20 protein-coding genes are annotated in these 26,817 nt (G+C 51.2%); 9 read left to right on the forward strand and 11 right to left on the reverse strand.

Going from position 1 to position 26,817, the window contains the following annotated elements:
- The first annotated feature begins 34 nt into the window (after positions 1-34).
- The 4 genes from SK34_RS21720 (at position 35) to SK34_RS21735 (ending at position 3,773) form a co-directional block, all read left to right on the forward strand.
- Positions 35-832 carry a PTS mannose/fructose/sorbose transporter subunit IIC gene (locus tag SK34_RS21720; RefSeq protein WP_003841402.1) on the forward strand — a complete coding sequence of 266 codons (798 nt, stop codon included), beginning with the start codon at positions 35-37 and terminating at the stop codon, positions 830-832.
- 11 nt (positions 833-843) lie between these two features.
- Positions 844-1,668, forward strand: a complete 825-nt coding sequence (locus tag SK34_RS21725; RefSeq protein ID WP_048216971.1) for a PTS system mannose/fructose/sorbose family transporter subunit IID — start codon at positions 844-846, stop codon at positions 1,666-1,668.
- Between the two features lie 67 nt (positions 1,669-1,735).
- Positions 1,736-2,959, forward strand: a complete 1,224-nt coding sequence (gene sorE, locus SK34_RS21730) for an L-sorbose 1-phosphate reductase (RefSeq protein ID WP_003031639.1) — start codon at positions 1,736-1,738, stop codon at positions 2,957-2,959.
- A 1-nt stretch (position 2,960) separates the two neighbouring features.
- Positions 2,961-3,773, forward strand: coding sequence for a shikimate 5-dehydrogenase (locus SK34_RS21735; RefSeq protein WP_048234164.1), 813 nt, complete (start codon positions 2,961-2,963; stop codon positions 3,771-3,773).
- A gap of 145 nt (positions 3,774-3,918) precedes the next feature.
- Here SK34_RS21735 and SK34_RS21740 read toward each other — a convergent pair whose 3' ends face one another.
- The 4 genes from SK34_RS21740 to crrC form a co-directional block, all read right to left on the reverse strand.
- A complete protein-coding gene (locus SK34_RS21740; RefSeq protein WP_048234165.1) occupies positions 3,919-4,455 on the reverse strand; it encodes a GNAT family N-acetyltransferase in 537 nt (178 codons plus the stop codon).
- Positions 4,456-4,529: 74 nt separating this feature from the next.
- Positions 4,530-7,646 (reverse strand): multidrug efflux RND transporter permease subunit KexD, encoded by a 3,117-nt coding sequence (gene kexD, locus SK34_RS21745; RefSeq protein WP_048234166.1) that lies wholly within the window; start codon positions 7,644-7,646, stop codon positions 4,530-4,532.
- A 37-nt stretch (positions 7,647-7,683) separates the two neighbouring features.
- On the reverse strand, positions 7,684-8,595 hold the full coding sequence (locus tag SK34_RS21750) for an ABC transporter six-transmembrane domain-containing protein (protein WP_048234168.1): 912 nt from the start codon (positions 8,593-8,595) through the stop codon (positions 7,684-7,686).
- Positions 8,596-8,800: 205 nt separating this feature from the next.
- A complete protein-coding gene (crrC, locus tag SK34_RS21755) occupies positions 8,801-9,190 on the reverse strand; it encodes a colistin resistant protein CrrC (RefSeq protein ID WP_048234169.1) in 390 nt (129 codons plus the stop codon).
- Positions 9,191-9,472: 282 nt separating this feature from the next.
- Between crrC and SK34_RS21760 the strand changes: the two genes are divergently transcribed.
- Both SK34_RS21760 and SK34_RS21765 read left to right on the forward strand, forming a co-directional pair.
- A complete protein-coding gene (locus SK34_RS21760; protein WP_048234170.1) occupies positions 9,473-10,177 on the forward strand; it encodes a response regulator in 705 nt (234 codons plus the stop codon).
- Positions 10,174-11,244 (forward strand): ATP-binding protein, encoded by a 1,071-nt coding sequence (locus SK34_RS21765; protein WP_048234171.1) that lies wholly within the window; start codon positions 10,174-10,176, stop codon positions 11,242-11,244. The genes SK34_RS21760 and SK34_RS21765 overlap by 4 nt, the downstream gene beginning before the upstream one ends.
- Here the strand turns inward: SK34_RS21765 and SK34_RS21770 are convergent.
- Entirely contained in the window at positions 11,241-12,167 is a 927-nt protein-coding gene (locus tag SK34_RS21770) for an ATP-grasp fold amidoligase family protein (protein WP_048234172.1), read from the reverse strand. The genes SK34_RS21765 and SK34_RS21770 overlap by 4 nt on opposite strands.
- A 365-nt stretch (positions 12,168-12,532) precedes the next feature.
- Here SK34_RS21770 and pepE point away from each other — a divergent pair, with 365 nt between their 5' ends.
- The gene (pepE, locus tag SK34_RS21775; protein ID WP_003841421.1) at positions 12,533-13,222 is read left to right on the forward strand and encodes a dipeptidase PepE; all 690 of its coding nucleotides are present in this window, start codon (positions 12,533-12,535) and stop codon (positions 13,220-13,222) included.
- Positions 13,223-13,368: 146 nt separating this feature from the next.
- On the opposite strand, the gene SK34_RS21780 is transcribed toward pepE, so the two are convergent.
- Both SK34_RS21780 and metH read right to left on the reverse strand, forming a co-directional pair.
- A complete protein-coding gene (locus SK34_RS21780) occupies positions 13,369-15,000 on the reverse strand; it encodes a Na/Pi cotransporter family protein (RefSeq protein WP_048234173.1) in 1,632 nt (543 codons plus the stop codon).
- A 239-nt stretch (positions 15,001-15,239) separates the two neighbouring features.
- Complete coding sequence (gene metH, locus SK34_RS21785; protein ID WP_048234175.1) at positions 15,240-18,923, reverse strand: methionine synthase; 3,684 nt, start codon at positions 18,921-18,923, stop codon at positions 15,240-15,242.
- A gap of 194 nt (positions 18,924-19,117) precedes the next feature.
- Between metH and iclR the strand changes: the two genes are divergently transcribed.
- Positions 19,118-19,942 (forward strand): glyoxylate bypass operon transcriptional repressor IclR, encoded by an 825-nt coding sequence (gene iclR / locus SK34_RS21790; RefSeq protein ID WP_003844677.1) that lies wholly within the window; start codon positions 19,118-19,120, stop codon positions 19,940-19,942.
- Positions 19,943-19,963: 21 nt separating this feature from the next.
- On the opposite strand, the gene aceK is transcribed toward iclR, so the two are convergent.
- The 4 genes from aceK to metA all read right to left on the reverse strand — a co-directional run bounded on the left by aceK (position 19,964) and on the right by metA (position 25,950).
- The gene (aceK, locus tag SK34_RS21795) at positions 19,964-21,712 is read right to left on the reverse strand and encodes a bifunctional isocitrate dehydrogenase kinase/phosphatase (protein ID WP_003841427.1); all 1,749 of its coding nucleotides are present in this window, start codon (positions 21,710-21,712) and stop codon (positions 19,964-19,966) included.
- 102 nt (positions 21,713-21,814) lie between these two features.
- A complete protein-coding gene (gene aceA / locus SK34_RS21800) occupies positions 21,815-23,119 on the reverse strand; it encodes an isocitrate lyase (RefSeq protein ID WP_003031609.1) in 1,305 nt (434 codons plus the stop codon).
- 31 nt (positions 23,120-23,150) lie between these two features.
- On the reverse strand, positions 23,151-24,752 hold the full coding sequence (gene aceB, locus SK34_RS21805) for a malate synthase A (RefSeq protein WP_003844674.1): 1,602 nt from the start codon (positions 24,750-24,752) through the stop codon (positions 23,151-23,153).
- A 268-nt stretch (positions 24,753-25,020) separates the two neighbouring features.
- Complete coding sequence (metA, locus tag SK34_RS21810; RefSeq protein ID WP_048234176.1) at positions 25,021-25,950, reverse strand: homoserine O-acetyltransferase MetA; 930 nt, start codon at positions 25,948-25,950, stop codon at positions 25,021-25,023.
- A gap of 156 nt (positions 25,951-26,106) precedes the next feature.
- On the opposite strand from metA, the gene SK34_RS21815 reads away from it, so the two are divergent.
- Positions 26,107-26,544, forward strand: a complete 438-nt coding sequence (locus SK34_RS21815; RefSeq protein ID WP_032938238.1) for an acetyltransferase — start codon at positions 26,107-26,109, stop codon at positions 26,542-26,544.
- Positions 26,545-26,817: the final 273 nt, after the last annotated feature.

Here is a 26,817-nt window from a genome sequence, read left to right on the forward strand (position 1 = left end):
GGCAGGGATGATCACATTCACAAGGTGACATATTATGGAAATAAGTACCCTACAAATTATCGCCATATTCCTATTTTCCTGTATTGCCGGAATGGGTAGCGTGCTGGATGAGTTCCAGACCCACCGTCCGCTAATTGCTTGTACCGTTATCGGCCTGATCCTCGGTGATTTAAAAACCGGGATTATGCTCGGCGGCACGCTGGAGTTAATCGCTCTTGGCTGGATGAACGTCGGCGCAGCCCAGTCTCCCGATTCGGCGCTCGCCAGTATTATCTCCGCCATTCTGGTTATCGTCGGTCAGCAAAGCATTGCTACCGGTATCGCCATCGCCCTGCCGGTGGCGGCGGCAGGCCAGGTACTGACGGTATTCGCCCGTACTATCACCGTGGTGTTCCAGCACGCGGCGGATAAAGCCGCCGAAGACGCCCGCTTTCGTACCATCGACATGCTGCACGTTTCCGCTCTCGGTGTACAGGCGCTGCGCGTTGCCATTCCTGCATTAATCGTCTCGCTGTTTGTCAGCGCCGATATGGTCAGCAATATGCTCAACGCCATTCCGGAATTCGTCACCCGCGGATTGCAGATTGCCGGTGGCTTTATCGTGGTGGTCGGCTACGCCATGGTGCTGCGCATGATGGGGGTGAAATACCTGATGCCCTTCTTCTTCCTCGGGTTTATCGCTGGGGGTTATCTCGATTTGAGCCTGCTGGCTTTCGGTGGGGTTGGCGTGATTATCGCGCTGGTCTACATCCAGTTGAACCCACAGTGGCGTAAAGCCGAACCGCAGGCGCAACCCGCCTCTTCTCAAGCTATCGATCAGCTTGATGACTAATGGAGCCAGCCATGGAACAGAAAAAACTGACCAAATCCGACCTGTTTAGCATGTTCGTTCGCTCCAACCTGCAACAGGCGTCATTCAACTTTGAACGCATTCATGGGCTGGGCTTTTGCTACGACATGATCCCTGCCATCAAGCGCCTGTATCCACTGAAAGAAGACCAGGTTGCAGCACTCAAACGGCACCTGGTGTTCTTCAATACCACACCTGCCGTTTGCGGTCCGGTGATTGGCGTGACCGCCGCGATGGAAGAAGCTCGCGCCAACGGTGCGGAAATTGACGACGGTGCCATCAACGGTATCAAAGTTGGGCTGATGGGTCCGCTGGCCGGCGTCGGCGATCCGCTGGTATGGGGAACGCTGCGCCCGATTACCGCCGCGCTCGGCGCATCGCTGGCGCTGTCCGGTAACATTCTCGGCCCACTGTTGTTCTTCTTTATTTTCAATGCAGTACGTCTGGCAATGAAGTGGTACGGCTTACAGCTTGGCTTTCGTAAAGGGGTCAACATCGTCAGCGACATGGGCGGCAATCTGCTGCAGAAACTGACCGAAGGCGCATCGATTCTCGGCCTGTTTGTGATGGGAGTATTGGTCACCAAATGGACCAGCATCAACGTGCCGCTGGTGGTATCGCAAACGCCTGGCGCAGACGGCGCCACCGTCACCATGACCGTGCAGAACATTCTCGACCAACTCTGCCCCGGCCTGCTGGCGTTGGGTCTGACGCTGCTGATGGTGCGTCTGCTCAACAAGAAAATTAATCCGGTATGGCTAATCTTCGCCCTGTTTGCGCTGGGAATTATCGGTAACGCACTGGGCTTCCTGTCCTGATTTTTCGCTCCGGCAATGCCGGGGAAACTTCAACAAATAGTCCTCGAAAGAGGAAGAGGTGGTAACAATGCAAACAACAACAGCTTTACGTCTTTATGGTAAACGCGATCTGCGCCTGGAAACTTTCGACCTTCCTGAAATGCGGGATGACGAAATTCTGGCCTCAGTCGTAACCGACAGCCTGTGCCTTTCTTCCTGGAAAGAGGCTAACCAGGGTGAGAACCACAAAAAGGTGCCGGACGATGTGGCCACCAACCCGATCATCATCGGTCATGAGTTTTGCGGCGACATTATTGCCGTAGGCAAAAAATGGCAGCATAAGTTTCAGCCCGGCCAGCGCTATGTCATTCAGGCTAACCTGCAACTGCCGGATCGCCCGGACTGTCCCGGCTACTCCTTCCCGTGGGTAGGCGGGGAAGCCACGCACGTCATCATTCCTGATGAAGTCATGGAGCAGGACTGCCTGTTGGCCTACGAAGGTGAAACCTATTTTGAAGGTTCGCTGGTTGAGCCGCTATCCTGCGTGATTGGCGCATTCAACGCCAACTATCACCTGCAGGAAGGCTCTTATAACCATAAGATGGGCATTCGTCCGCAGGGACATACACTGATACTCGGCGGCACCGGTCCGATGGGACTACTGGCGATCGACTATGCACTGCATGGCCCGGTTAACCCGGCGCTGCTGGTGGTAACCGACACCAATAACGACAAGTTGAGCTACGCCCGCAAGCACTATCCATCAGAACCACAAACGTTGATCCATTATCTCCACGCCCAGGATGCGAGTTATGACACCTTGATGGCGCTGAGCGGCGGGCACGGGTTTGATGACATCTTTGTGTTTGTGCCCAACGAACAGCTGGTTACGCTGGCCTCTTCCCTGCTGGCTGCCGATGGTTGCATGAACTTCTTTGCTGGTCCGCAGGATAAGCAGTTTAGCGCGCCGATTAACTTCTACGACGTACACTACGCCTTCACCCATTATGTTGGGACGTCTGGCGGCAATACCGACGACATGCGCGCGGCGGTTAAACTTATCGAAGAGAAGAAAGTCCAGGCGGCAAAAGTGGTGACGCACATTCTGGGGTTAAATGCGGCAGGTGAAACAACGCTGGAACTGCCAAAAATCGGCGGCGGGAAAAAACTGGTTTATACCGGCAAAGCCTTACCATTAACCGCGCTCACGCAGATTGATGATCCAGCCTTGCGCGATATCCTGGAGCGTCATCAGGGGGTCTGGTCGCAGGAAGCCGAACAGTACATATTGTCTCACGCCGAGGAAATTTAACATGATTAACCGCGACACCCAGTTGTGCATGTCGCTTGCCGGTCGCCCCGGCAACTTTGGCACTCGCTTTCACAACTATCTGTATGAAAAATTAGGGTTAAATTTTATCTACAAAGCCTTTACCACGCAGGATATTGAGGCCGCAGTGAAAGGCGTTCGCGCGCTGGGTATCCGCGGTTGCGCGGTATCAATGCCGTTTAAAGAGAGCTGCATGCCGTTTCTGGATGCCATCGATCCTTCCGCAAGCGTCATTGATTCCGTCAATACCATCGTCAATGACAACGGTACGCTGACAGGATTTAACACCGACTATATTGCGGTAAAAAGTCTGATTGCCAGCCACCAGCTCAATAGCAGCGCACGCGTGATGATTCGCGGCAGCGGCGGCATGGGCAAAGCGGTGATTGCCGCCTTTCGCGATGCGGGGTTTACGGATGTAATCATTGCCGCACGTAATCGAGAGAGCGGCACTACGCTGGCAAAACAGTACGGTTTCCAGTGGCAGCCGCAGCCGGATGGAATTGCCTGCGATATTCTGGTCAACGTGACGCCCGTCGGCATGGCGGGCGGTAAAGAAAGCCATGAGCTGGCCTACAGCGAAGCGATGGTCGCTGCCGCCAGCGTAGTGTTTGACGTCGTCGCCCTGCCGCCAGAAACACCGGTGATTAAGCTGGCACAGCAGTTGGGTAAAAAAACCATCAGCGGTGCAGAGGTGATTGCCTTACAGGCTGTAGAGCAATTCGCCATGTACACCGGCATGCGCCCGGATGACGCGCTGATTGCCGAAGCCGCAGAATTTGCGCAGGCGGGATAAAGGAGCAGAACTGAGCGCCGGGGATGGGCGCTCTAATAACCATTAATCAGAAAATCATCATGTCACACTAAGGTGGTTATAAAGGTCTGTCACGCCCCCAAAGAAGACGTCTGCGAGACGCTTTCCAGATTAGTTTCTTCGTCCTTCATTTTGTCCATTCTTTATGGAGTAACGCGTAGATGTATGTGTCGTCATACCTTGCCTTACCATCCTCGTTTTCAAAAGAGACAAACTCTTTAAAACACCCTTCATTTCGCATATGCAAACGTTCACAGAGTTTTTGAGAGGCCAGATTGAAAACCTCTACCCAGGCATACAAACGTCGGGCATCTTTTACTTTAAATAAATAATCAAACAGTGCAGCGACTGACTCGCTCGCATATCCCTGACGTTCATAACTTTGATTAAAATGCCAGCCCACTGACCAGGTATTGCTGTCTGGCTCGTTGCTATTGTCTGCAAAAAGATGGCCGATCAACTCATCAGTTTCTTTTAAACAAACGGCAAACTGTCCTGGTTCACTGGCCCGCTTAGTCACTTCTGCCTCCGCCTCGGCTATCGAATGCAGTTTTTCTTCATTAAAGCAGGGGACACGTGGCGTAGAAAGATAATCAAAAAGTGCAGCTGCATCTTTTTCCTTAAAAGGCCGAATAATTAATCTTTGGGTGAAAATGACGTTCATAGTGTCCTTAACTATTAAATACCAGCCAGCCAAGCGTTAAGTATGCTTGTTGCTGGCTGGGCGTATAATTGTTATTAGCCGTTCCGGCTATTATCCTTGCTGTCTTTTCGCATTTCAGTAATTCGGGTAATCACCACAAAAAATACCGGAACGAAGAAAATTGCCAGTAACGTTCCGCTAATCATCCCGCCGAATACACCAGTACCAATCGCATGTTGCGTGCTGTCGCTGGCTCCACTGGCGAGCATCAGCGGAACAACGCCTAATGTGAAAGCCAGAGACGTCATAAGTATTGGCCGTAAGCGTTGTTTTGCTGCCGTCAATGTTGCATCAATAAGGCTCTTTCCTTCTTTAATTAATTGTCTTGCGAACTCGATAATCAGAATCGCATTCTTGGCGGAAAGTCCAATCAAGGTTATCAGGCCCACTTTGAAAAAGACGTCATTCGTCATATTCGCAACGGATACGGCCAGCACGGCGCCGAGCAGTCCCAAAGGAACAACGAGCATGACTGCGAAGGGAACGGACCAACTTTCGTAAAGAGCAGCCAGCACCATGAATACCACCAGTACCGAGAGCACAATAAGACCTGGAAGCTGTGATGCGGACTCCTTTTCCTGTAACGAACTTCCCGCCCACTCACCGGCGAACCCTGGCGGTAAGTGCTTAGCCAGCTTGTCCATTGCCGCCATTGCGGTACCCGTCGATTTTCCCTGTGCGGCACTCCCGGTTATGCGTATGGCTGGATATCCCTGATAACGTATCAGTTGCTGTGGTGCAACATTCCACGAAAGCGTCACAAAAGTGGATAACGGAAGCATCTGTCCCAACCGATTTTTGACAGACAAAGCCAAAAGTTGTTCGGGTTGCATCCGGTAGGGCGCATCCGCCTGGACGATAACCTGCTGAACCCGGCCATTATTGGTATAGTCATTAACATAATTGGAGCCTGCTGCAACGGAAATTGTTTGATTTATCTCATCAAACGACACCCCCATGGCCTCCGCTTTTTCCCTGTCGATATGCAGGGCAAGACTTGTTCCCTCACCAAGCCCATCAATATAGACATCGGAAAGATGAGAATTACTATTTGCCTGCACAATAAGCTTATCGGCCGCCTGCTTGAGTGCCTGATAGCCTTTCCCGCCTCTGTCCTGCAAATAGTAAGTGAAACCGGATGATGTTCCCATATCAGAAATGGCCGGAGGCAGCAGGCTCATCGTTACGGCGTCCGGCACATTTGCCATTTGGGCCTGAATATAGTCGGCTTCCTCTTGCGCCGTGGTGCCTTTGCGTTGCTTCCAGTCCTTGAGGGTAGTGAATGCCATGGCCGAGTTCTGGCCTGAGCCAGAAAAACCGAATCCCAGAATCATAATGTTACTTTCTACCGCCTGCCGGTGGGCGATCTCCTCTTCAAATGTATCGACGACCTTAAGCGTCCGCTGCATCGTGGCATCAGAGGGAAGCTGGATTGAGGACATAAAATAGCCCTGATCTTCATCGGGTAAAAATGATGAAGGTAAGGAAGATAGACCGGCAAACAATGCCAAACATAATGCAGCGTAGATCATCATCATACGGCCGGTACGCTTCAGAAAAAAGCCCAGACCAGTGGCGTAAAACGAAGTCAGACGATGAAAGTGAGCGTTAAACCACCCTGAAAATGCGCTGCTTTTACCCCGATGTTTATCATGCGGCTTGAGTAGGGTTGCACAAAGCGCAGGGGTTAACGTCAGCGCCAGGAATGCCGATAGTAAAATGGATATCGCCATCGAAATGCTGAATTGTTGATAAATAATACCCACGGATCCGCTAGCAAAGGCCATAGGGATAAATACCGCAGTGAGTACCAGCGTAATGCCAATAATGGCCGGCGTAATTTCACGCATCGCTTCTCGTGTCGCTTCCTGCGGAGACATTTCTTTGTCTTCCATCAGTCGTTCGACGTTCTCTACCACAACAATCGCATCGTCAACAATAATCCCGATGGCCAGCACCATTCCAAACATGGTCAAAATATTGATGGAATAACCGCTTAATAGCATGACAGTAAAAGTGCCGAGCAGCGCCACAGGTGCCACAATCGCAGGAATAAGCGTGCAGCGTATCTTGTGAAGGAAAAGCAGCATAACGAAAAAGACCAGTACCATGGCTTCAACAAATGTCTCAACCACCTTCAATATCGATAGTTTTACGAACGGAGCCGTATCGAAAGGCACGGTGAATGTCATTCCCTCAGGAAGTACACCCGACAGTTCGGTTAACCGCGCACGGATACCCGACGCGGTACTAATCGCATTTGCGCCGGGAGAAAGCTGAATAGCTGCCGCCGTTGCGGGGACGCCATTTTCACGGATTCCAAATGCGTAACTTTGTAACCCTGATTCCACGCGGGCGACGTCTGCCAGCGTCAGCCGGGCGGCGGAGACCTGTGATTTAATCGTGATATTACGAAATTCTTCAACCGAAGAGAGTTGTCCTTTTACCGATATCGGATAAGTCACACCTTGCCCGCCAATCGCAGGTTCATCTCCGGTTCTGCCCGGTGAAACAATCACGTTTTGTTGACTGATGGCGCTTAATACATCCGTAACAGAGAGCCCATAGCTGTGTAATTTCATCGGGTCCAGCCATATGCGGAGTGCCTTTTCTCCGCCAAAAAGCTGGACTTTACCTACGCCGGGTACGCGCCGTAGTTCATCAGTAACATTCCTGGCAAAATAATCGCTTAAGTCAGCTTCCTGATATTCGCCGTGTTGAGATTTTAATCCCACCATCATTAAAAAACCGGAATTAGCTGCCTCAACATTTATCCCATTTTGTCTTACCGACTGCGGCAAGCGAGATTCCACAATCTTAATTTGGTTTTGCAGATCCATCTGGGCGAGTTTGATGTCGGTTCCAGGTTTGAAGGTTACGGTAATTGACGCCATCCCCGTCGTGTCACTGGAAGATTCAAAATAGAGTAAATTGTCAACACTCGCAATTTCACGCTCGATCAGAGACACGACGGACGTGTTCATTACGTCCGGACTCGCACCAGGGTAACTGACTGAAATGATAATACCCGGTGGCGCAACGGCTGGGTATTGCGCCACCGGTAAATGAGGAATAGACAATATTCCGGTCAGAACAATAAACAAGGCAATAACCCATGCAAAAATGGGGCGCTCAATAAAAAAATGCGGCATCAGATGTACTTCCAGTCAACGTACGAATGGTCAAAAATCAACATGTATTACCTGATAAAGAGGGCTCATCGTCTGTTGAGACCCGTTTACCGATATCCCTGAGCTGGGAAAATTTTTCCAGGAGATGTGGGGCGTCATCCAGGCTGGTTGAAAACATCCACATATACGTCATGACGGAATAAATATGTCCGGCATTAATTCCAGATTCCTGGCTCATCCTGATAATGGTCATGGAAAAGAGAACAGAAACCAGAATACCTATGGATAAATATCCCCATGCTTCTCTGTCGGATAAAGCCACACGCAGGTGAGCAAGTGTGTCATAGTGTCTTTTCAGAGCTCCAAATGATGCCTTATTAACATAATCGACCTCTTTTTCGAGGCGATTGTTAAGACGTTGATATAACGCCTCATTTTTATGGGCATAGTTGGAGACGAAGCACATCAGTATTGCCACGATGATCAAACAAGTTATTCCTGTCCAGAATTCAATCCATAACAGCATTATTGCGGCCCCGAAAAGGGAAATGATCGAGGTGATCAATACAGGCAGGTGCAACTCGAAGAAATCAACGAATTCTCGTGATAGCGTTACTCTCGCAGCAATAGTCGAGTGATTAAGTGAATATTTTCGCTGGGCTAATACTACTGTCACAGCAAGATTTGCGTAGATATGTGCAAACGTTCGTGTATCTACACTACGTCTGGCGGCTCCCATGCACCACATGAACAGAACCATAAGGCCATAAAGGGCCGCACGTGACGCCTGACCTGCCAGAATGGCATTTATCGCCATGCCCGCAAGAACGGGATAGAGCAGGAATGCAACATTTTCAGCAATAACCAGCATGAAAGTAATGCACAATTTCTTTCTGTGCCGCCAGGCGAGTCTTTTAAGCGAGATAGCAACCCCGGGGGCCGTAGGTTTGTTGGTGCCTTTATAAATCATGATAAATGTGTATTACGCATTGAAGTGTAGAAATATTCTGCCGCTAGTTTATTACTTCAGTTAAGAGAAACGAGGCGGCATAATAGAGCCGTCATAAAAGACATGCACTAAGTGTAACGTCATGATGTCAATCGTGAATGGATGCTTTATGGAGGATATGTGTACTCACTCCTGATGTTGTACATCATGCTGAAAATGCGTAAGATTAAATCATTCTTATACATAAACACACCGGTAGTCCGCAGAAGAAAATCAATAAAAAACATTCATAATAAAAAACAAAATCATAAATATCCGGAAAAATATTCAAAAGCAGATGTAATACAGTGATGGTATGTATAAATAGCAAAATCAGACCAAGTGTTATTGCAATGATATCTTTTAAAACCCCAGGTTTTTTCTGGAAAAAGAATGATAATACAGCAATGATTATTAAAACACGAATCAGTAAGGATGAAGGTAAAGTAGATTCTACTTTTTCATTAATGGCACGCACAAGATAAAGCCAAGAATATAATAACCCGCATGAAACCATGAAAAATAAAAGTGAGGCCATCAGATTCTCACCTCGAACAAAAAATTTATTCAGCACCATAGCGTTCCTTACACCGCAGTACATATTGTATGTAACCCACACCCTTGTTGTAGATTATCGTCTGGCGATGTTGATTAATTATTTATGAAATGTGTAGTGAATATGGAGAACGTACATGGTTAAGTTGGCTGAAAATTTTCGATGAACTTTTCCAAAAAACATATGTCAAAGTAAACCAATCTGATAATTAGCATTTATAATTGAGTAAAAATCTTTAAGCATGACGATAAAAGGGTATTTTAGGGTAAAAGGCATGCTGTCATCAGTGCTGTGGAAGAAAATATGAAAAACAACAATCTGATTATCGTAGCAGAAGACGATGATGACATCGCCGCCATACTGACAGGCTATTTAAATAAGGCTGGCATGAAAACCTTAAGAGCCGAAGATGGTGAGCAGGCAATCAACCTTACCCGTCTAAACAAGCCTGATCTCCTACTGTTGGACATCAACCTGCCCGTGTACGATGGCTGGAATGTTCTGACAACGTTAAGAAAGGAAACGAACGTACCGGTCATCATGGTTACAGCACTGGATCAAGACGTTGATAAACTGATGGGCTTGCGGCTCGGGGCTGATGACTATGTGATAAAACCCTTTAATCCCTCTGAGGTTGTAGCCAGAGTTGAAGCCGTACTTCGCAGAACCAGATCTGTTGCAGAGGCTACACACTCGCGGCCCTTAAGAACGCCTTTTCTTACAATTTATCCCGATGAATTTTACGTTGAGATCGCGGTACAGGGTGGCGTTTCCACGCCGGTATTAACTACCACTGAATTTAAGCTTCTAACCTATTTAGCCAGAAATCCAAGGAAAGTATGTTCACGTGAAGAGTTACTCGATACGTGTTTGCCTGAGGGAGATTCGCTCGATCGCACTGTAGACAGTCATATGAGCAAACTCCGGAAAAAGCTTGAACATGCCGGACTTAAAGGTGTTCCTGAAAGTATCAGAGGAATAGGTTACCGCTTGGGCGACAAAAAATGAGCAAAGAAACAATTCTGAGCCGCCAGATATTGACATATATGCTGTCTTTAACATTCGTTATTATTGCAATTGCCGTCCTGGGCTCCTACTTATTTTATAGTTTTTTGATTGACTACCTCCCGGGAGGGATAAGCGCTGGAAATGAAGATGATATGACCTTTCTTGACTGGATGTGGATCTTGATCGCTTCATTGACCAGTCTGGTTGTTTCGCTATTTTTTACCGTAAAACTATCTGCAAGAATATTAAATCCCCTGAATGATGTGGCATACAGCCTTAAACAAATCTCTCAAGGAAACCTTAGCGCAAGAGCGATTAGCAGCGGTTCTCAGTTGGGGGAAATGAATAAACTCGTCAATGATTTTAATGAAATGGCGGAAAAGTTACAGACGCTGGATGTTCAGCGGAATTTATGGAATGCTGCCATCGCTCATGAACTCCGAACTCCTGTTACTATTTTGCGGGGCAGGCTTCAGGGGCTGGTTGATGGCGTATTTGAACCAGAACCGCCGCTCTTTAGAAATCTCCTTAAACAAACTGAAGGTCTGACTAACCTAATCGAGGATCTTCGAGTTGTGAGCTCCTCAGGAGGGGCCGAATATTCCTTGATGCTCAGCGAAGTCGATCTTGCGGCAACGATCTCCAGTGCGCTTGATACTTTTTTGCCTGATTTCGAAACGAATGGCTTCAACATAGTTACTGAGCTTAGTTGTCAGCATTGCATCTGCGATCCATTACGTATTATTCAGTGCCTAACCGTTCTTTTTGACAATGCCTTAAAATATTCCACATCTCAAACACTTTTAGTGAAGAATGGTATTGTGGGGAATGATAATTTTATCCTCATTCAAGACAAAGGACCTGGAATTCCTGAAGAACTCCAGAAGTCCTTATTCCAGCCTTTTCAGCGAGGAGAATATGCTAAAAATATTAACCCCAAGGGTTGTGGTTTGGGGTTGTCGGTAGTAAAAGCCATTATGCGTGCCCACGGCGGAGACGTTAGCTACAGCGTAACACAAGAAAATGGCTCGCTTTTCAAACTGTCATGGCCTGCTTCAGGACATTAATAAACAGGCTCAAATGAGCCTGTTTTAGCAAGAGACAGGTCCCACATACTGCCGAGTTTAGCGTCCCAAATTTCTGGGGTGATTTTAAGTTTGCCTCTTTTGGGACTTAACGTTATTTCGCTGAAATAGACATCTTCTCCTTTTAGCATAAGATCAACACGACAGTAGTCTATTTCTTTTGCTAGCTCTTGGGCAGCAATAACGGATTTATGAAATGATTCGGGTTCATCTACTGGGGTTGGAGTATTTGGATACTCCATCTGAAAGGGTTGCAAATTCCATGCTCTGTCATAGACATTAATGAATCCGTGCCCATTGCTGTCAGTAAAATCAGCCTCAATAAAACATGGCACACCGTGAAAACAGTGTATCCTTAACATTTCAGGAGTGACATTCCTGTTTCGATTGGAAAACAGATCCAGATACATTTCACAGAGAATCACAGGTGATATGTTTTTGTACTGCCATTCTCTGGTTATATAATACATATTCTTTTTAAGTGATAGTTTTAATTTATTTATAGCCTTCGCGGATTCAAAGTCTTCTTTTTCTGTACAGATGACAGCACTACCACTATCATGATTGCATTTCAAAACAAATTTTGAGGGTAGTTTATCAAAGTCAATATCTTCAACTCGACAATAAACGCCAATCAATGGAACAAGCTTAACTAAACTTGTACTTCTACTCACATATTCTCTGACAGCAAGTTTATCAGCCAATGTTGTAAAAAATGGATTGTGTTCGAATATGAGACGATGACAAATCTTCTCATTAAGCGTTAATGGATTAAGTAGGTCAGGGTAGTTCCCCGAATGTTTATTAAGCCTTTTCGCATGAAATGAAATATCTTTAGTAAAAATTGTCCTGCACTTCCTGAGTAAATACTCAATATATTTAATGTGGTAATTTACTTTATTCATAACCCCTCCATTCAGCCCAGTAATTCTGACAGAGGATTGTTGATTTATATTTAGCAAATTATGGAGAGTATATGGACCGACATACTCCTTTATTAACAGAAATTAATCAGGGCCATTATCACTCCTGGCACAAAGCCGACCATCCCCCTTGTTACCGTTTCTCGTATCAACTGCAGCATACTGAAAAACTACGCATTACTGTGAGGCGCTGGCTGTGATGAAGGTGCTCGGTATTGGATTGACACTTAGAAAATAGTCCCAGCTTCTATCTCCCCTTCCAACATCGTGAGCCATATCAGTAAGGCGTCAGGCTGATAGTGGTAGCATTAGCGCGGTTTGTAATTTTCTGATTACATGGAGAAATGATGGAACTGCTTTTATTGAGTAACTCGACGCTGCCGGGCAAAGGCTGGATGGAACATGCGCTGCCGCTGATCGCAGAGCAACTGAATGGTCGCCGTACGGCGGTGTTTATTCCGTTCGCCGGCGTGACGCAAACCTGGGATGAGTACACGGCGAAAACGGCAGCCATCTTTGCGCCAATGGGCGTTAACGTTACCGGTATTCATACCGTTGCCGATCCAATTGCAGCCATTGAAAACGCCGAGCTGGTGATTGTCGGCGGCGGGAATACCTTCCAGTTGCTGAAAGAGAGTCGTGAGCGCGGGTTGCTGGCGCCGATCGTGGATGTCGTCAAACGCGGTGCGCTGTACATCGGCTGGAGCGCGGGTTCCAACCTTGCCTGCCAGACCATCCGCACCACCAACGACATGCCGATTGTCGATCCCAAAGGTTTTGATGCGCTGGGTCTGTTCCCGCTGCAGATTAACCCACATTTCACCAACGCGCTGCCGGAAGGCCACAAAGGCGAAACGCGTGAACAGCGTATCCGCGAACTGCTGGTTGTGGCACCGGAGCTGACGGTGATTGGCTTGCCGGAAGGTAACTGGATCAAAGTGAGTAACGGTAAGTCCGTGCTCGGCGGTCCGAACACCACGTATATCTTTAAAGCGGGTGAAGAGGCGGTTGCTGTTGAAGCAGGCCACTGCTTTTAGTTGATTGGTTGTCTGATGCCGGATGGCGGCTTTGCGTTATCCAGGCTACAACTGTAGGCCTGATAAGCGCAGCGCCATCAGGCAGTTCAGCGCACATTGCCGGATGGCGGCATAAATGCCTTATCCGGCCTACCGCTTCACCTCACTCAATAATCATCCCGCTCATCGTCTTCATCCGGTTGTTCCAGCACGCTGTAGGCCACGGAGCAAAACAGCGAGTTCAGACGCTGCATATCGCCCAGCAGTGCCAGGTGCAGGGAACTGGTCTCGATGCTTTGCACGTTCTGCTGATGCAGACGGTCGACGTGTGCATGCGAATAACGACGGTTAAGAATGCGAAAGCGGTGCTTGCTGCGGCGCAGACGGCGGGCGCTGGTCACGTCGCCGGAGAAGAACACCGACATCGCCAGCTGCAGATTACTGAGCAGCAGATCGTAAAGCGCATCCAGCTCTTTCAGCCCTTCCACAGAAAATGCCCGACGCGCAGCCAGTGACTTATCCGCAATCTCGCTGCCCATACGTTCGACGATATCGGAAGCCTGCTCGAGGTTGAGCGACATTTCGATAATCTCCGCCCAGCGACGCGACTCCTCTTCCGCCAGTTCATCCTTTGGCATTCGTGCCAGGTAGAGCTTAATTGCCGTGTACAGCACGTTGATGTCGTCCGCCATCCTGCGCAGCTCTTTCTCTTCGCGCGGTTCGCCGTGCATCACCTTCTTCAGCCCTTCCATCATCTGTTCCATGGCGTCGCCAATACGCAGGGCTTCGCGGGCGGCATTCGCCAGCGCAAGTGTTGGCGTATCGAGCGCACTGACGTCCAGATGCTTGGGCTTCAGATGCGCATCCAGCTCCGGCTCATCGCGGATGATGCGTTTACAAAAACGCGCCATCGGTTCGGCGAACGGCACCATCGCCACGCAGCGCACCAGGTTGTAGAAGACGTGGAAGTAGATAACCAGTTCAGATTTCGGCAGCGGCAGTTCATCCATCAGATTGGCCAGCGGATGAACAAACGGCAGAATAATCAGGCTGCCCACCAGCTTAAACAGCAGGCTACCGAGCGCCACACGACGAGCGGCGGCATTCGCAGCACTGTTGTTGAGCATCGCCAACAGACCAGAGCCGAGGTTGGCACCAATCACCAGACACAACGCTACCGGGAACGAGATAATGCCCGCCGCGGTCAGCGTTGCCGTCAACAGTACCGCCGCCAGGCTGGAGTAACTGATAATCGCAAACATGGCGCCAATCAGCGCATCGAGCATGATATCGCCGGTGAGCGAGGCGAAAATAACCTGTACGCCATTAGCCTGAGTGATCGGCGTTACTGCCTGCACAATCAGCTCCAGCGCCAGTAAAATCAACCCCAGACCAATACCAACCCGCCCCAGTTGCCCCACGCGGGACTGCTTACGGCCGAGAAAGAAGATCACGCCGATAAAAATCAGCAGTGGCGACAGCCAGGAGAGATCGAAGGTCAGGATACGCGCCATCAGCGCGGTCCCCACGTCGGCACCAAGCACAATCACCAGTGCAGGGGTGAGCGCCACGAGATCTTGTGCAACAAACGAGGTCACCAGCATGGTGGTGGCGTTGCTACTTTGCACCAGCGCCGTCACGCCGATACCTGCACAAAAGGCGAGCGGCTTCTTTTCAACGCTACGGCTGAGCACGGTACGCAAGCGGGCGCCGAAGACGCGCATCACGCCGGTACGCACAATATGCGTACCCCAAACCAGCATCGCGACGGCAGAAAGCAGGTGTAACAGAGTTAACACGGAATCAGGTACTCCTTATCGTTATATGTTCCTGGGCTCGGCGCAGATAGCGTGCCTGATGGCGCTGCGCTTATCAGGCCTACAGAATGTCCCTTGTAGGCCGGATAAGGCGTTTACGCCGCCATCCGGCAAACAGCGCTCGCGAACCTTCTTTCAGTATAAGGGTTTAAACGTAATAAAGAGACAGGGCACTCATTGAGTGCCCTGTTTGTTGTAAATAAAGATGACAGTTTTGTGAATCAGTCAGCGTCGTAACCCAGATTAGGTGCTAACCAACGTTCGACTTCCGCCACGCTCATGCCTTTACGCAAGGCGTAATCTTCAACCTGATCGCGCTGAATTTGCGCCACGGCGTAGTACTTGCTGTCCGGATGACTGAAATACCAGCCGGAAACCGACGCACCTGGCCACATGGCGAAGGATTCGGTGAGCTTCATCCCGGTATGCGCCTCCACGTCCAGCAGTTCCCAAATGGTGGCTTTTTCGGTGTGTTCCGGACACGCCGGATAGCCCGGTGCCGGGCGAATCCCCTGGTAGTTTTCGCGGATCAGCTCCTCGTTACTGAGATTCTCATTCGCCGCATAGCCCCAGTAGACTTTACGTACGCGCTCATGCAGATATTCTGCGAACGCTTCCGCCAGACGGTCAGCGATCGCTTTCACCATGATCTTGTTGTAGTCGTCATGCTGGGCTTCGAAGGCGTCCGCCAGCGCATCTTCTTCCAGACCACCAGTGACAGCAAAAGCACCTATGTAGTCCGCTTTACCGCTCAGTTTCGGCGCAACAAAATCAGACAAGCAGTAGTTGGCGAAACCGACTTTTTCCGTCTGCTGGCGCAGGTGATGACTCACGTTGATGACGTGCGTACGCGTCTCGTCACGGTAAATCTCGATGTCGTCACCCACGCGGTTGGCCGGGAATAAACCCACCACACCGCGCGGATTCAGCGTCTTCTCAGCGCTGAGTTTATCCAGCATGTCGTTGGCATCTTTGAACAGTCGCTTCGCCTCTTCGCCCACTACTTCATCTTCGAGGATTCGCGGATATTTCCCGGCCAACGACCAGGTCATAAAGAACGGCGTCCAGTCGATGTAGTTGCGCAGGGTTTCGATGCTGGCTTCCACTTCCTGTACGCCCAGACGGTGCGCCACCGGCGGAGTGTAGTTTTCCCAGTCAAAGGCCAGATCGTTGTCGCGGGCAGCCTGTAACGTTACGGGCGGAGTACGCGGTTTCTTACGCGCATGCTGGATACGCACGGTTTCATACTCTTTACGCGTACGGGCGACAAAGTCATCACGCTGGGTGTCAGAGAGCAGCGCAGCGACGACGCCAACGGTACGCGAGGCGTTCTGCACGTACACCGTCGGGCCGCTGTAGTTCTGCTCAATTTTCACTGCGGTGTGCGCTTTTGAGGTGGTCGCACCGCCAATCAGCAGCGGAATAGTGAAGCCCTGACGCTCCATCTCTTTCGCCACGTTGACCATTTCGTCCAGCGATGGGGTAATCAGCCCGGAAAGGCCAATCAGATCGGCATTCACTTCACGCGCCGTTCTGAGGATTTTCTCCGCGGGTACCATCACGCCAAGATCGACGATTTCGTAGTTGTTACATTGCAGCACCACGCCGACGATATTTTTACCGATATCGTGCACATCGCCCTTCACGGTTGCGATGACCATTTTGCCGTTGCTGGAACCTTTCTCTTTGCTGGCCTCAATGTACGGTTCAAGGTAGGCCACCGCCTGCTTCATCACGCGAGCGGATTTCACCACCTGCGGCAGGAACATTTTGCCCTCACCGAACAGGTCGCCAACCACGTTCATGCCATCCATCAGCGGTCCTTCAATAACCTCGATCGGGCGCGCGGCCTGCTGGCGAGCTTCTTCGGTATCCAGCTCAATAAACTCGGTTATGCCTTTCACCAGCGAGTATTCGAGGCGCTTTTTCACATCCCAACTGCGCCACTCCGCCATCTGGGCATTCGCCGTGTCGTCGGTTTTACTGCCGCGATACTTCTCAGCAAGCTCCAGCAGTCGTTCGGTGCCATCGTCACGGCGGTTGAGGATCACGTCCTCAACTGCATCGCGCAGCTCGGCGGGCAGGTCGTCGTAAATTGCCAGTTGTCCGGCGTTGACGATCCCCATGTCCATACCGTTGCGAATGGCGTAGTAGAGGAATACTGCGTGAATGGCTTCACGTACTGGGTCGTTGCCACGGAACGAGAATGAAACGTTAGAAACGCCGCCGGAGATCAGCGCGTGCGGCAGTTCGCGTTTGATGTCTTCACAGGCCCCGATAAAGTCCTGCGCGTAGTTGTTGTGTTCATCAATCCCGGTCGCGACGGCAAAGATGTTCGGGTCAAAGATAATATCTTCCGGCGGGAAGCCCACCTCTTCGGTAAGAATCTTGTACGCCCGACGGCAGATCTCAATTTTGCGCGCGCGGGTGTCGGCCTGGCCCTGCTCGTCAAAGGCCATCACCACCACTGCAGCACCGTAGCGACGCAGCAGCTTCGCGTGATGGATAAAGGTCTCAACCCCCTCTTTCATCGAGATGGAGTTAACGATGCCTTTACCCTGAATGCACTTCAGCCCTTTTTCGATTACTTCCCATTTCGAGGAGTCGATCATAATCGGCACGCGGGCGATATCCGGTTCACCGGCAATCAGGTTGAGGAAACGAACCATCGCCGCTTCGGCGTCGAGCATCCCCTCATCCATGTTGATATCAATGATCTGCGCGCCGCTTTCCACCTGCTGACGGGCGACATCCAGCGCTTCGCTGTATTTCTCTTCTTTGATCAGGCGTTTAAACTTCGCCGAACCGGTAACGTTGGTACGCTCGCCGACGTTCACAAACAGGCTGTCGTCGCCGATGTTCAGCGGCTCAAGGCCGGAAAGGCGGCAGGCAACCGGGATTTCCGGCAAGCGGCGTGGCGGCAGTCCGTCCACTGCGCGACTCATGGCGGCGATGTGTTCCGGCGTGGTGCCGCAGCAGCCGCCAACAATATTCAGGAAACCCGCCTCGGCCCATTCGCGGATTTGCGCCGCCATGGTGTCGGCATCGAGATCGTACTCACCAAAGGCGTTCGGCAGACCGGCGTTCGGGTGTGCGGTAACGTAGCATTCGGCAATACGCGACAGTTCCTGCACGTACTGGCGCAGTTCGTCCGGGCCTAAGGCACAGTTCAGACCAAAAGTCAGCGCATCGGCGTGGCGCAGGGAGTTGTAGAATGCTTCGGTGGTCTGGCCGGAGAGCGTACGCCCGGAAGCGTCGGTGATGGTGCCGGAGAGCATAATCGGCAGCTCAACGCCCAGCGCTTCGAATTCAGTTTTAACCGCGAAAATAGCGGCTTTGGCGTTGAGGGTATCGAAAACGGTTTCAATCAGGATCAGGTCACTGCCGCCTTCCACCAGCGCTTTGGTGGATTCGCGGTAGGCGGCCACCAGCTGATCAAAGGTAATATTGCGGTAAGCCGGGTCGTTGACGTCGGGCGAGATAGACGCCGTACGGTTGGTTGGGCCAAGCACGCCCGCGACGTAGCGCGGTTTGTCTGGCGTGCGCGCCGTCCATTCATCTGCCGCCGCGCGCGCCAGTTTGGCTGCAGCAAAGTTGATTTCCGCCGACAGGGATTCCATCTGGTAATCCGCCATGGCGATAGTCGTGGAGTTAAAGGTGTTGGTTTCGATGATATCCGCGCCCGCCTCAAAGTAGGCGTTATGGATCGCGGCAATCACCTCCGGCTTGCTGAGCACCAACAGGTCGTTGTTGCCTTTCAGATCGCACGGCCATTCGGCAAAGCGTTCGCCGCGGAAATCCTCTTCGCTCAGACGATATCCCTGGATCATGGTGCCCATACCGCCGTCCAGCACCAGAATACGTTCATTTAACTGCTGACGTAATTGTTCTACTTTGCTGCTCACACTCGCTCCCGACAACGCTCAACCAGACCGAAAAAACTCAACAGGCCATACTGGCACAAACCTGAGAGGCGGAAAAGAGAACAACGGCCAACATGAGACATGTTCAGCTTCACTCATCCGATCAGTACAGGAATTCTTGCATTATAATTGAATAAAACGAAAATGATTTCCACGATACAGAAAAGGAGTCTGCCATGGTTGCCCCCGTTCCCGCGAAACGCGGTAGAAAACCCGCCGCTACTACTGCGCCCGCAACCGGGCAGGTTCAGTCCCTGACACGCGGCCTGAAGCTACTGGAGTGGATTGCGGAATCCAACGGCAGCGTGGCGCTGACCGAGCTGGCGCAGCAGGCCGGCCTGCCAAACTCCACGACTCACCGATTATTGACCACCATGCAGCAGCAGGGATTTGTTCGTCAGGTCGGTGAATTAGGGCATTGGGCCGTGGGTGCACATGCGTTTATCGTCGGCAGCAGCTTTTTGCAAAGCCGTAATCTGCTGGCGATTGTGCATCCAATCCTGCGCAAGCTGATGGAAGACTCCGGTGAGACGGTCAACCTCGCCGTGCTGGATCAAAGCGATCATCAGGCCATTATTATCGACCAGGTGCAGTGCACCCAACTGATGCGCATGTCCGCGCCTATCGGCGGCAAACTGCCGATGCATGCTTCCGGCGCGGGTAAGGCGTTTTTATCCCAACTGAGCGAAGAACAGGTGACTGGGCTGCTGCACCGCAAAGGACTACACGCTTATACCCACGCCACGCTGGTGTCGCCAGTGCATCTGAAAGAGGATTTGGCCCAGACGCGCAAGCGTGGCTATTCCTTTGATGATGAGGAACATGCGCTGGGTCTGCGCTGCGTGGCGTCGTGCATTTATGACGAGCACCGCGAGCCGTTCGCCGCGATTTCCATCTCCGGACCCATTTCGCGTATTACCGACGATCGCGTGACCGAGTTCGGCGCCATGGCAATCAAAGCGGCGAAAGAAGTGACGCTGGCGTACGGCGGATTTCGTTAAGATGGGATTGCCGGGTGGCAGCTACGCCTTACCCGGCCTACGGTCTGTTTCATAACGCACGCTGAAACGCTGTTTGCGTCGGTAAGCGTAAACATCTTCCACATGCCCGTTTTTAATCCGCGTTTGCAAACCCCGCCAGTAGTCGGCGCTGAACAAGTCAGCGTGCATCTCTTCAAATAGCGGCCCGATACGCGGGTCGGCACATAGCCAGTGGCGAAACTCTTCCGGGAAGACATCTCCAGGCGATACGCTGTACCACGGCTCAGCGCTCATCTCATCTTCCGGGTAGCGTGGCGGCGGGATATGACGGAAATTAACCTCCGTCATGTAGCAGATTTCATCGTAATCGTAGAACACCACGCGCCCGTGACGGGTGACGCCGAAGTTCTTAAACAGCATATCGCCGGGGAAAATATTGGCGGCGGCCAGCTGACGAATCGCGTTGCCGTACTCTTCAATGGCATCGCGCAGTTGTTGACCTTCGACTTGCTCCAGCCAGATATTCAGCGGCACCATCCGTCGTTCGATATACAGATGGCGAATGACAATCTGATCGCCAAGATCGGTAATTTTTTCCGGGGCTTCCTGCAATAACAGCGCCATCAGCGCCGGATCGATTTGCCGTTTATCCAGCACAAAATTCTCGAACTCCTGGGTGTCAGCCATCCGCCCCACACGATCGTGCTCTTTGACCAGTTGATAACAGGCGCGGACGTGGGCGGCAGACATCTCTTTTTGCGGCGCAAATTTGTCTTTAATGATTTTAAACACCCGGTCAAAGCCCGGCAGGGTAAACACCAGCATCACCATACCGCGGATCCCCGGTGCTTCAATAAACTGCTCATCACAGTTGGCCAGGTAGAGCAGATACTCCCGATAACTTTCCGTTTTTGCATGCTTCTGACAGCCAATCGCCATATACAATTCAGCGGTGGTTTTACCGGGCAGGATCTCGCGCAACCACTCCACCAGTGCCGCGGGCAGCGGGGCATACACCATAAAGTAGGAGCGGGCGAAGCCAAACACAATGCTCGCCTCCGCCGTCGTGGTCAGGCAGGTATCGACAAACAACTCACCTTCGTCTGTCCGGTGGATTGGCAGTAAAAACGGCAGCGTTCCAGAAGGGGTAATCAGCTTCCCGACCAGCCAGGCGGCCTTGTTACGATAAAACAGTTCATTCGCCACCTGTAAATGGCAGCCAGGCAACACATCCGCTCCCAGGGTTTCGGTCAGGTGTTCGATGATGTAGTGGATATCACGATGTTTATTCTGCCACGGAAGACGTAGAGGAAGATCGCTAAGGACGCGAGTTAGCAGCCACTCCCAGCCGGTATCAGGAAAAAAGTCTTTCGCCAACGGGCGTGGGATCGTGCGGAAACGACGCTCTGGCTGAGAACTGAAAATAAACAGCCGCTCGGGAGTCAGCGAGCGGTGGTCAAATAACCGACAGTAAACGGAGTTAAAAAAGCTCTCCGCAATCTCGAAGCGCGGGTAATCCGGCAGTAGCCGGGTGTAATGCTCTTTCACGCGAAGTAAAAAATCCGCGTCGGTACTTTTGCCGTCTGTAATGCAGCGCAACTGCTCCACCACCAGACCTACGTGATGATCGTAAAGGTGAATACGGCTTTTCATCGCCTGCTGAACCGCATGCCAGTCGGCATGTTCAAAACGCTGCTGCGCGCCGGAGGTGACTTCCAGAAAACGCCCGTACTGGGCGTCGAAACCTTGCAAAATCGTCTGAGCAATCAGTAATTCCAGGCCACGCGTCATCGACTTCTCCCATCCGGCACAACGTCATGCCGGATGGCGCGTTCGCTTATCCGGCCTACATCCCTTCGTAGGCCCGGTAAGCACAGCGCCACCGGGCATTAATCAAAACTGCGATTCTTCGGTCGAGCCGGTCAGCGCGGTCACCGAGGAAGCGCCGCCCTGAATGATAGTAGTGACTTTGTCGAAGTAGCCTGTACCCACTTCCTGCTGATGGGACACGAAGGTGTAACCGTCTTTAGCCGCCGCAAATTCTGGCTGCTGAACCTTCTCAACATAGTGGCGCATGCCTTCACCCTGCGCATAGGAGTGTGCGAGGTCGAACATGTTGAACCACATGCTGTGGATGCCCGCCAGGGTAATGAACTGGTATTTGTAACCCATATCCGACAGTTGCTGCTGGAAGCTGGCAATGGTTTTGTCGTCCAGGTTTTTCTGCCAGTTAAATGACGGCGAACAGTTGTAGGCCAGCAGTTTGCCGGGGAATTTCGCGTGAATCGCATCGGCAAAGCGCTTCGCCAGTTCGAGATCCGGCGTGGAGGTTTCACACCACACCAGATCCGCATAAGGTGCATAGGCCAGACCACGGCTGATCGCCTGCTCAATACCCGCATGCGTACGGTAGAACCCTTCGCTGGTACGTTCGCCGGTGATGAACTCGCTGTCGTATGGGTCGCAGTCAGACGTTATCAGATCGGCTGCGTCAGCATCAGTACGCGCAATAACCAGCGTCGGAACACCCATGACGTCGGCTGCCAGACGGGCGGCCACCAGTTTCTGGATAGCTTCCTGAGTCGGCACCAGAACTTTGCCGCCCATGTGACCACATTTTTTTACCGATGCGAGCTGATCTTCGAAGTGAACGGCCGCTGCACCAGCCTCAATCATCGATTTCATCAGTTCAAACGCGTTCAGTACGCCGCCAAAACCCGCTTCCGCATCGGCAACGATCGGCAGGAAGTAATCCACATAGCGCGGATCGTTCGGTTCAATACCGGTTGACCATTGGATCTGATCGGCGCGACGGAATGTGTTGTTGATCCGATCCACCACTGCCGGGACGGAGTTCGCCGGATACAGCGATTGGTCCGGGTACATGCTGGATGCCAGGTTGGCATCTGCCGCCACCTGCCAGCCTGAAAGGTAGACCGCTTCAATACCGGCTTTCGCCTGCTGCAGCGCCTGACCGCCAGTCAGCGCGCCGAGGCTGTTGATATAACCTTTCTTCGATTCGCCGTGCAGCAGACGCCACATTTTCGCCGCGCCAAGCTGAGCCAGCGTGCATTCCGGGTTGACCGAGCCACGTAATTTCACCACTTCCTCCGCGCTATATGGACGGGTGATGCCTTCCCAGCGCGGTTGAGTCCATTCTTTCTGTAATTCTTCGATTTGTTGAGTACGGGTTTTCATGTGCAGATGCTCCATATTGTTATGTGGTGGATTACGCCAGCAGGCGGTAGCCTGGCAGGGTCAAGAAATCGATCAATTCATCAGAGGTAGTGATTTGCTCCATCAGGCGCGCGGCATCGTCAAAACGCCCGCTGCTGTAGCGGTGTTCGCCCAGCTCGTCCTGAATCACCAGCATCTCTTCGGCCAACATCTGACGGAACAGCGGTTTGGTAACCGGCTTGCCGTTGCTGAGCGTCTTCTGGTGGTGGATCCATTGCCAGATGGAGGTACGGGAGATTTCGGCAGTGGCCGCATCTTCCATCAGACCGTAAATCGGTACGCAGCCGTTACCGGAGATCCACGCTTCGATGTACTGCACCGCAACACGAATGTTGGCGCGCATGCCTTCTTCAGTACGCTCACCTTCACAAGGCGCCAACAGTTGCTCTGCGGTAATCGGGGCATCTTCTTCACGGGTCACGAACAGCTGATTTTTGTTTTCACCGAGTACGTCGTTGAACACCGCCATAGCGGTATCTGCCAGCCCCGGATGAGCAATCCATGTGCCGTCATGACCGTTATTTGCTTCCAGCGCTTTGTCCGCTTTTACCTTGGTCAGAACCTGGTTGTTACGTTCCGCATCTTTGCTGGGAATGAAAGCTGCCATGCCGCCCATCGCGAATGCGCCACGTTTATGACAGGTTTTAATCAGCAGACGCGAATAGGCGCTGAGGAATGGCTTATCCATCGTCACCACCTGACGGTCCGGCAGCACGCGATCCGGATGGTTCTTCAGCGTTTTGATATAGCTGAAAATGTAGTCCCAGCGACCGCAGTTCAGACCGACAATATGGTCACGCAGGGCGTGCAGAATTTCGTCCATCTGGAAGACGGCCGGCAGCGTTTCAATCAGCAGAGTCGCTTTGATGGTGCCGCGTGGCAGATTAAAGCGATCTTCTGCATAGCTGAACACTTCGCTCCACCATGCTGCTTCTTGCCAGGCCTGCGTTTTTGGCAGGTAGAAGTAAGGGCCGCTGCCTTTTGCCAGCAACGTTTTGTAATTGTGGAAGAAATAGAGGGCAAAATCGAACAAGCTGCCCGGGATGGATTCGCCACGCCAGGTGACGTGTTTTTCCGGCAGATGCAGACCACGAACGCGGCATACCAACAGAGCCGGATTAGGTTTGAGTTGGTAAATTTTGCCCGCTTCGTTGGTATAGCTAATGGTGCCATTGACCGCATCACGCAGGTTTATCTGCCCGTCGATAACTTTGTTCCACTCAGGAGCCAGCGAATCTTCAAAATCAGCCATAAAGACTTTGACGTTCGCGTTCAGCGCGTTGATAACCATCTTGCGCTCAACAGGCCCAGTTATCTCTACGCGGCGATCCAGTAAATCATCAGGAATTCCGCGAATTTTCCAGTCACCTTCTCGAATGGAAGCCGTTTCCGAAATAAAATCAGGCAACTTACCGTCATCAATATCCTGCTGCTGCTGGATACGTGCAGCCAGAAGTTTATTGCGTTTTGGCGTAAATCTTGTCACCAGTTCAGTCAGAAACTCTACTGCTTCAGCGGTCAGAATTTGTTGCTCCTGTTCGCCACGCGGCCTGGTGAAGACCAGTTCATCGGTTGTCGTTGCCTGTTGATTCATTGCGTAGTTCCTCGTCATTGATCCAAACACATCCCCAATGCGAACGAAGGATCGTTGTGCGCTTTTCGTTCAGCACAACTAAGACTACTCATTTAAATTTCAAAATCAAAAACAATTTCCATTTTTAATTTAATTATCAATTAACCTATTGATAACAATATAAATAAAATTTAATTACACCGTGAGGTGCGTTTCGGAAATAAAAAAGGCACCCGAAGGTGCCTGATTCAATATGCTGAAACGCTTAAGGATCGTCTGCTACAGAAGATTAATCCAGCGTTGGATTCATGTGACGCAGATCATATGGCGTGATCTGGTAGACGTAATAGTTGAGCCAGTTGGTAAACAACAGATTACCGTGGCTACGCCAGGTTGCCCGCGGTTTGTTTTGCGGGTCATCTTTCGGGAAGTAGTTATAGGGCACTTCCGGCGTTAGGCCCGCTTCGACGTCACGAAAATACTCACTGCTGAGCGTATGGGCATCATATTCCGGATGGCCCGTCACAAAGGCAATTCGTTTATCTTTGCTGGCAAACAGGTAGGCATCTCCCTCTTCGGTTTCAGCAAAAATCTCGAGATCGGTGTAGTCGCGAATAAGCGCAGCAGGAAAATCGGCATAGCGCGAATGCGGAGCCAGGAACGCATCATCGAATCCACGCGTCAGCAGCGCATGAGGATGCAGAATATGGTGCTCATAGACGCCTGAGAGTTTGTCCGTACGGGTTTGCTTAGGAATTCCGTACAGGATATTCAGCGCGGCCTGCACCGCCCAACAAACAAATAGCGTTGAGGTAACGTGATCTTTCGCCCATTCAAGCACTTGTTGAATCTGCGGCCAGTAAGCCACGTCATTAAATTCGACCAGACCCAACGGCGCGCCGGTCACGATCAGTCCGTCAAAGTTCTGATCGCAGATATCCTCGAAATTACAGTAAAAGTTATTCAGATGCTCCGTAGGGGTGTTACGTGACTCGCGAGCATCGATGCGCAATAGCTGAACATCTACCTGTAGCGGTGAGTTAGACAGTAAGCGCAGGAACTGGTTTTCCGTTTCAATCTTCTTGGGCATCAGGTTGAGGATGAGCACCTTCAGTGGTCGAATTTCCTGACCGGAAGCGCGGGATGTCGTCATCACAAAGACGTTTTCCTCACGCAAGAAATTGACGGCGGGTAGCTCGTCCTGCACGCGAATTGGCATAACCTGATAACCTCACTACATACGTTTAAACGTTTAGACATCCAGATAGCTGAAGATACCCAGGAATCATGCGAATGTCGAGCCTGCATCCTCAAGTTGAGAAAGTTTCACGGCCCTTGCTGTAGAATAGTGCAGTAAAGATAAAAGGAGAATGCCATGCCCTTTACCATTCGTCGTTCGCGTAAGGACGAAGGCGATAAGCTCATATCTATTTGGTGTCGTTCTGTCGATGCGACGCACCATTTCCTCTCTACGGATTATCGGATTGAGCTGGAAGAGCTGGTAAGTTCATTTTTACCAGAAGCTCCGCTATGGGTTGCAGTGACAGAACAAGATGAGCCTGTCGCCTTTATGCTTTTGACCGATCAGCATATGGATGCGTTGTTTGTCGATCCGGATGTGCGTGGTAGTGGCGTTGGTAAACTGCTGATTGAACATGCTTTATCAATGGTTTCAACGCTAACGACCAACGTTAATGAACAGAATGAGCAGGCAGTTGGATTCTATAAGAAGATGGGATTTACTGTGACGGGACGGACGGAAGTGGACGATCTCGGACGAGCGTACCCGTTACTCAACCTCGTACACGGGTAGCCGTATCCGGATAACTGCTGGCGCACACCGCATCCGGCGTTTTTTTACCCCGCACACACGCAAAAAAGCCCATCCGTCAGGATGGGCTTCTTCACTTTATTTGATGCCTGGCAGTTTATGGCGGGCGTCCTGCCCGCCACCCTCCGGGCCGTTGCTGCGCAACGTTCAAATCCGCTCCCGGCGGATTTGTCCTCCTCAGGAGAGCGCTCACCGACAGACCACAGATAAAACAAAAGGCCCGGTCTTTCGACCGGGCCTTTCGCTTTTATTTGA

The organism is Citrobacter sp. MGH104, from assembly GCF_001034485.1.
In the GTDB taxonomy this organism is placed as follows: Bacteria; Pseudomonadota; Gammaproteobacteria; order Enterobacterales; family Enterobacteriaceae; genus Citrobacter; species Citrobacter freundii.

Coding starts and splice junctions, on each gene's coding strand:
- SK34_RS21720 (WP_003841402.1), top strand. CDS start 35: ATGGAAATAAGTACCCTACAAATTATCGCCATATTCCTATTTTCCTGT.
- SK34_RS21725 (WP_048216971.1), top strand. CDS start 844: ATGGAACAGAAAAAACTGACCAAATCCGACCTGTTTAGCATGTTCGTT.
- sorE (WP_003031639.1), top strand. CDS start 1,736: ATGCAAACAACAACAGCTTTACGTCTTTATGGTAAACGCGATCTGCGC.
- SK34_RS21735 (WP_048234164.1), top strand. CDS start 2,961: ATGATTAACCGCGACACCCAGTTGTGCATGTCGCTTGCCGGTCGCCCC.
- SK34_RS21740 (WP_048234165.1), bottom strand. CDS start 4,455: ATGAACGTCATTTTCACCCAAAGATTAATTATTCGGCCTTTTAAGGAA.
- kexD (WP_048234166.1), bottom strand. CDS start 7,646: ATGCCGCATTTTTTTATTGAGCGCCCCATTTTTGCATGGGTTATTGCC.
- SK34_RS21750 (WP_048234168.1), bottom strand. CDS start 8,595: ATGATTTATAAAGGCACCAACAAACCTACGGCCCCCGGGGTTGCTATC.
- crrC (WP_048234169.1), bottom strand. CDS start 9,190: ATGGTGCTGAATAAATTTTTTGTTCGAGGTGAGAATCTGATGGCCTCA.
- SK34_RS21760 (WP_048234170.1), top strand. CDS start 9,473: ATGAAAAACAACAATCTGATTATCGTAGCAGAAGACGATGATGACATC.
- SK34_RS21765 (WP_048234171.1), top strand. CDS start 10,174: ATGAGCAAAGAAACAATTCTGAGCCGCCAGATATTGACATATATGCTG.
- SK34_RS21770 (WP_048234172.1), bottom strand. CDS start 12,167: ATGAATAAAGTAAATTACCACATTAAATATATTGAGTATTTACTCAGG.
- pepE (WP_003841421.1), top strand. CDS start 12,533: ATGGAACTGCTTTTATTGAGTAACTCGACGCTGCCGGGCAAAGGCTGG.
- iclR (WP_003844677.1), top strand. CDS start 19,118: ATGGTTGCCCCCGTTCCCGCGAAACGCGGTAGAAAACCCGCCGCTACT.
- aceK (WP_003841427.1), bottom strand. CDS start 21,712: ATGACGCGTGGCCTGGAATTACTGATTGCTCAGACGATTTTGCAAGGT.
- aceA (WP_003031609.1), bottom strand. CDS start 23,119: ATGAAAACCCGTACTCAACAAATCGAAGAATTACAGAAAGAATGGACT.
- aceB (WP_003844674.1), bottom strand. CDS start 24,752: ATGAATCAACAGGCAACGACAACCGATGAACTGGTCTTCACCAGGCCG.
- metA (WP_048234176.1), bottom strand. CDS start 25,950: ATGCCAATTCGCGTGCAGGACGAGCTACCCGCCGTCAATTTCTTGCGT.
- SK34_RS21815 (WP_032938238.1), top strand. CDS start 26,107: ATGCCCTTTACCATTCGTCGTTCGCGTAAGGACGAAGGCGATAAGCTC.